General features: G+C 70.8%; 3 protein-coding genes. All 3 read left to right on the plus strand.

Annotated features, from left to right (window positions below):
• Window positions 1–33: 33 nt before the first annotated feature.
• Genes otsB through otsA form a run of 3 tightly spaced genes read left to right on the plus strand, consistent with a single transcriptional unit; the run spans window position 34 to window position 4,249 of the window.
• Window positions 34–834, plus strand: coding sequence for a trehalose-phosphatase (gene otsB, locus AC27VN_RS34310; RefSeq protein WP_490879473.1), 801 nt, complete (start codon window positions 34–36; stop codon window positions 832–834).
• A complete protein-coding gene (locus AC27VN_RS34315) occupies window positions 831–2,867 on the plus strand; it encodes a glycoside hydrolase family 15 protein (protein WP_490879474.1) in 2,037 nt (678 codons plus the stop codon). The genes otsB and AC27VN_RS34315 overlap by 4 nt, the downstream gene beginning before the upstream one ends.
• Window positions 2,864–4,249: an alpha,alpha-trehalose-phosphate synthase (UDP-forming) gene (otsA, locus tag AC27VN_RS34320; protein WP_208507779.1), complete on the plus strand. Its 1,386-nt coding sequence runs from the start codon at window positions 2,864–2,866 to the stop codon at window positions 4,247–4,249. Before AC27VN_RS34315 ends, otsA begins: the two co-directional genes overlap by 4 nt.
• The last annotated feature ends 25 nt before the right edge of the window (window positions 4,250–4,274 follow it).

Below are 4,274 nucleotides of genomic sequence, written 5' to 3' on the forward strand. Positions count from 1 at the left end.
GCGCGCGCGGGGGCCGTGCTAAGGTCTTTCACGATGTCCAATCCCATCCGCAGCAACGATCCGCTGCCTCCTCCCCTGGGCCGGGACGCGGCCCTCTTCCTCGATTTCGACGGCACCCTGGTGGGCCTCGCGGCCACGCCCGAGGCGATCGAAGTCCCCCCTGCCCTGGTCGCGCTGCTCGGCGACCTCAAGGACCTGCTCGGCGGCGCCCTCGCCGTGGTGTCGGGCCGCCAGATCGACGTGCTCGACCGCTTCCTCGCGCCACTGCGCCTGCCGGCCGCGGGCGAGCACGGCGTGCAGCGCCGCGATGCCAAGGGCGCGATGCAGGAACAGCATCCGCCCGACCTGGTGCCCGTGCTCGAGATCGCCAACGAGCTCGCGCGCGTGCACGAAGGCCTGCTGGTCGAGCGCAAGCACGCGGCCATCGCGCTGCACTACCGGCTCGCGCCGCAGCTCGAGGCCGTGTGCGGCGACGCCATGTCGCGCGCCATCGCCGAGCGGCCACAGCTCGAGCTGCTGCACGGCAAGTTCGTGTTCGAGGTCAAGCCCGCCGGCGTCAACAAGGGCATCGCCATCGACGCCTTCATGCACGAGCCGCCGTTCGCGGGCCGCGTGCCGGTGTTCGCGGGCGACGACACCACCGACGAGAGCGGCTTCGCCGTGGTGCAGCCGCGCGGCGGCGTCGGCATCAAGGTCGGCTCGGGTCCGAGCCTCGCACTGCACCGGCTCGAGTCGCCGCGCGCCGTCTACGAATGGCTGGTGCAGGCGCGCGACCAGCTCGCGAACGCGCCCTCCCCCGCTCCCGAAGAAGCTTCGCCAAGGAATCCCGCATGAGCGACACCCAGCAGGAAGAACAACAACAAGTCCCGGCCGGGCGGCACGACGATCCGCAAGCACGGCAGCTCCAGAAGGCCCCCGAGGACCGCGGCGGCGAAGCGGTGGCCGGCGCGGCCGGCCCCGACGACGATGCGCCGGTCGACGAACGCACGGCCGCCGCGCCCAAGCCGCGCGAATTTCCGCGCCCGGCCGACTGCTCGCTCAACCTCGGCGTGATCGGCAACTGCGCCTTCAGCGCGCTGGTCGATGCGCGCGCACGCGTGGTCTGGTGCTGCCTGCCGCGCTTCGACGGCGACCCGGTGTTCAACGCCCTGCTGCATCCGGGCGAAGGCGGCGCGGCCTGGGGCTTCGAGATCGAGGACTTCGCCGAAGCCAGGCAGTGGTACGAGCCGAACACCGCCGTGCTGCGCACCCAGCTGTTCGACAGCGCGGGCCAGGGCATCGAGATCACCGACTTCGCGCCGCGCTTCTACAGCCGCGCGCGCTACTTCCGCCCGCTGATGCTGGTGCGCCGCGTGCGCCCGATCGCCGGCGCGCCGCGCATGCGCGTGGCGCTCGACCCGCGCTTCCAGTGGGGCGCGACCGAGCCGGTGGAGGTCACGCGCGGCAGCAACCACATCCGCTACGTCGGCCCCGACGTCACGCTCAGGCTGAACACCGACGCCTCGATCTCGCACATCCTCGCGCGCCAGCCCTTCGTGGTCTCGCGCGAATACAACTTCATGTTCGGCGTCGACGAGACCCTGCTCGACGGCATCGCCGACACCGCGCGCCGCTTCGAGCAGGAGACCATCGCCTACTGGCGCGTCTGGTCGAAGCGGCTCGCGATCCCCTTCGAGTACCAGGACGCGGTGATCCGCGCGGCCATCACGCTGAAGATGTCGCTGTACGAGGACACCGGCGCCATCGTGGCCGCGATGACCACCAGCATCCCCGAGGCGCCCGACAGCCAGCGCAACTGGGACTACCGCTACTGCTGGCTGCGCGATGCCTTCTTCGTGGTGCGCGCGCTCAACTCGCTGAGCGAGGTCGGCACCATGGAGGACTACCTGCGCTGGCTCGGCAACGTGGTGATCGGCTCGCACGGCGAGCACATCCAGCCGCTGTACGGCATCGGCCTGGAGCGCGAGCTGCCCGAGTCCTTCGTCGAGACCCTGCCCGGCTACCGCGGCATGGGCCCGGTGCGCGTGGGCAACCAGGCGCAGGAGCACTTCCAGCACGACGTCTACGGCAACATCGTGCTGGGCGCCGCGCAGGCCTTCCACGACCACCGGCTGCTGCAGCGCGCGGGCGAGGCGGAGTTTCCGCACCTCGAGGCCGTGGGCGAGCGCGCGATCGCGGTCTACGGCACGCCCGACGCCGGCATGTGGGAGCTGCGCACCCGCGCGCGCGTGCACACCAGCTCGGCGCTCATGAGCTGGGCCGCCTGCGACCGGCTCGCGAAGATCGCGCGCGCGCTCGACAAGACCGCGCGCGCCGAGGCCGCCGCCTCGGGCAAGCCCGCGGAGAACCGCATCAACTTCGCCGAGCGCGCCGCCTACTGGCACGGCCATGCCTCGCGCATGCGCGAGGAGATCCTCGCCAAGTCGTGGAGCGAGGAGCGCCAGGCCTTCGCCGAGAGCTTCGGCGGCCGCGAGCTCGACGCCAGCATCCTGCTGATGGCCGAGGTGGGGCTGATCGACGCGCGCGATCCGCGCTTCGTCTCGACCGTCGACGCGATGGAGAAGTCGCTGTGCGACGGCCCCTACATGCGCCGCTACGAGGCGGCCGACGACTTCGGCAAGCCCGAGACCGCGTTCAACATCTGCACCTTCTGGCGCATCGACGCGCTCGCGAAGATCGGCCGCAAGGCCGAGGCGCGCCAGATCTTCGAGACCATGCTGGCCGCGCGCAATCCGCTCGGGCTGCTGTCCGAGGACACGCACCCGGTCACGGGCGAGATGTGGGGCAACTTCCCGCAGACCTACTCGATGGTCGGCATCATCAACGCGGCGATGCGTCTCTCCGCTCCTTGGGATTCAGCGATATGAGCCGCCTCGTCGTCATCTCCAACCGCGTGGCCGACCCGCGCAAGCCCGCCGCCGGCGGCCTGGCCGTGGCGCTCGGCGAGAGCCTGCAGCAGTCGGGCGGCATGTGGTTCGGCTGGAGCGGCCAGATCGTCGAGGGCGGCCCGACCGGCGAGGGCGAGCTGCGGCGCCAGCAGGCCGGCAAGGTCACGCTGGCCACCATCGACCTGAGCCGCGAGGACCACGACAGCTACTACCTCGGCTACAGCAACGACGTGCTGTGGCCGGTGTTCCACGACCGGCTCGACCTGGCCCATTTCGACGCCAACTTCATCGGCGGCTACCGGCGCGTGAACCAGCTGTTCGCGCGCAAGCTGATGCCGCTGCTGAAGGACGACGACGTCATCTGGGTCCACGACTACCACCTGATCCCGCTGGCGGCCGAGCTGCGCGCCATGGGCTGCAAGCAGCGCATCGGCTTCTTCCTGCACATCCCGCTGCCGCCGCAGATCATCATGGCGGCGATCCCGCAGCACGAATGGCTGATGCGCTCGCTGTTCGCCTACGACCTGATCGGCTTCCAGGCCCAGCAGGACGTGCAGCACTTCGAGCACTACGTGCACAACGAGGCCAAGGGCGAGAGCCTGGGCGGCGAGATGTACCGCGCCTACGGCAACACGGTGCGCGCGGCGGCGTTCCCGATCGGCATCGACGTCGACGAGTTCGCGGCGCTCACCCATGCCAAGGAAGCGCGCGACATGTACGAGACCATGAAGCGCGAGTACTCGCAGCGCCGGCTGCTGCTGGGCATCGACCGGCTCGACTACTCCAAGGGCATCCCGAACCGGGTGCGCGCCTTCCGCGAGCTGCTGGCCCACTACCCCGAGAACCGGCGCAGCGCCACGCTGATCCAGATCGCCTCGCCCACGCGCGAGACGGTCGATGCCTATGCCGACATCCGGCGCGAGCTCGAGTCGCTGTGCGGCGCCATCAACGGCGACTACGGCGAGCTCGACTGGATGCCGGTGCGCTACATCCACCGCATGGTCGCGCGCAAGCGCGTGCCGGGCCTGTGCCGCGCCGCGGCCGTGGGCCTGGTGACGCCGCTGCGCGACGGCATGAACCTGGTCGCCAAGGAGTACGTGGCGGCGCAGGACCCGGCCGACCCCGGCGTGCTGGTGCTGTCGCGCTTCGCGGGCGCGGCCGAGCAGATGAAGGAAGCGCTGCTGGTCAATCCCTACGACACCCACGGCACGGCCGAGACGGTGCAGCAGGCGCTGCAGATGCCGCTGGAGGAACGGCGCGAGCGGCACCAGGCACTGCTCTCGCGCATCCGCGAGCAGGACATCCACTGGTGGCGGCGCAGCTTCCTCGAGACGCTGCGCGAAGCGGCCAGCGTGCGCTGACGCGGCCGCTCACCAGCCGGTGAGC

Source organism: Variovorax sp. 20P10.2.4 (assembly GCF_058244205.1).

Bases quoted from the DNA above. Each gene is read 5' to 3' on its own strand.
- otsB (WP_490879473.1), top strand. From the start codon at position 34: ATGTCCAATCCCATCCGCAGCAACGATCCGCTGCCTCCTCCCCTGGGC.
- AC27VN_RS34315 (WP_490879474.1), top strand. From the start codon at position 831: ATGAGCGACACCCAGCAGGAAGAACAACAACAAGTCCCGGCCGGGCGG.
- otsA (WP_208507779.1), top strand. From the start codon at position 2,864: ATGAGCCGCCTCGTCGTCATCTCCAACCGCGTGGCCGACCCGCGCAAG.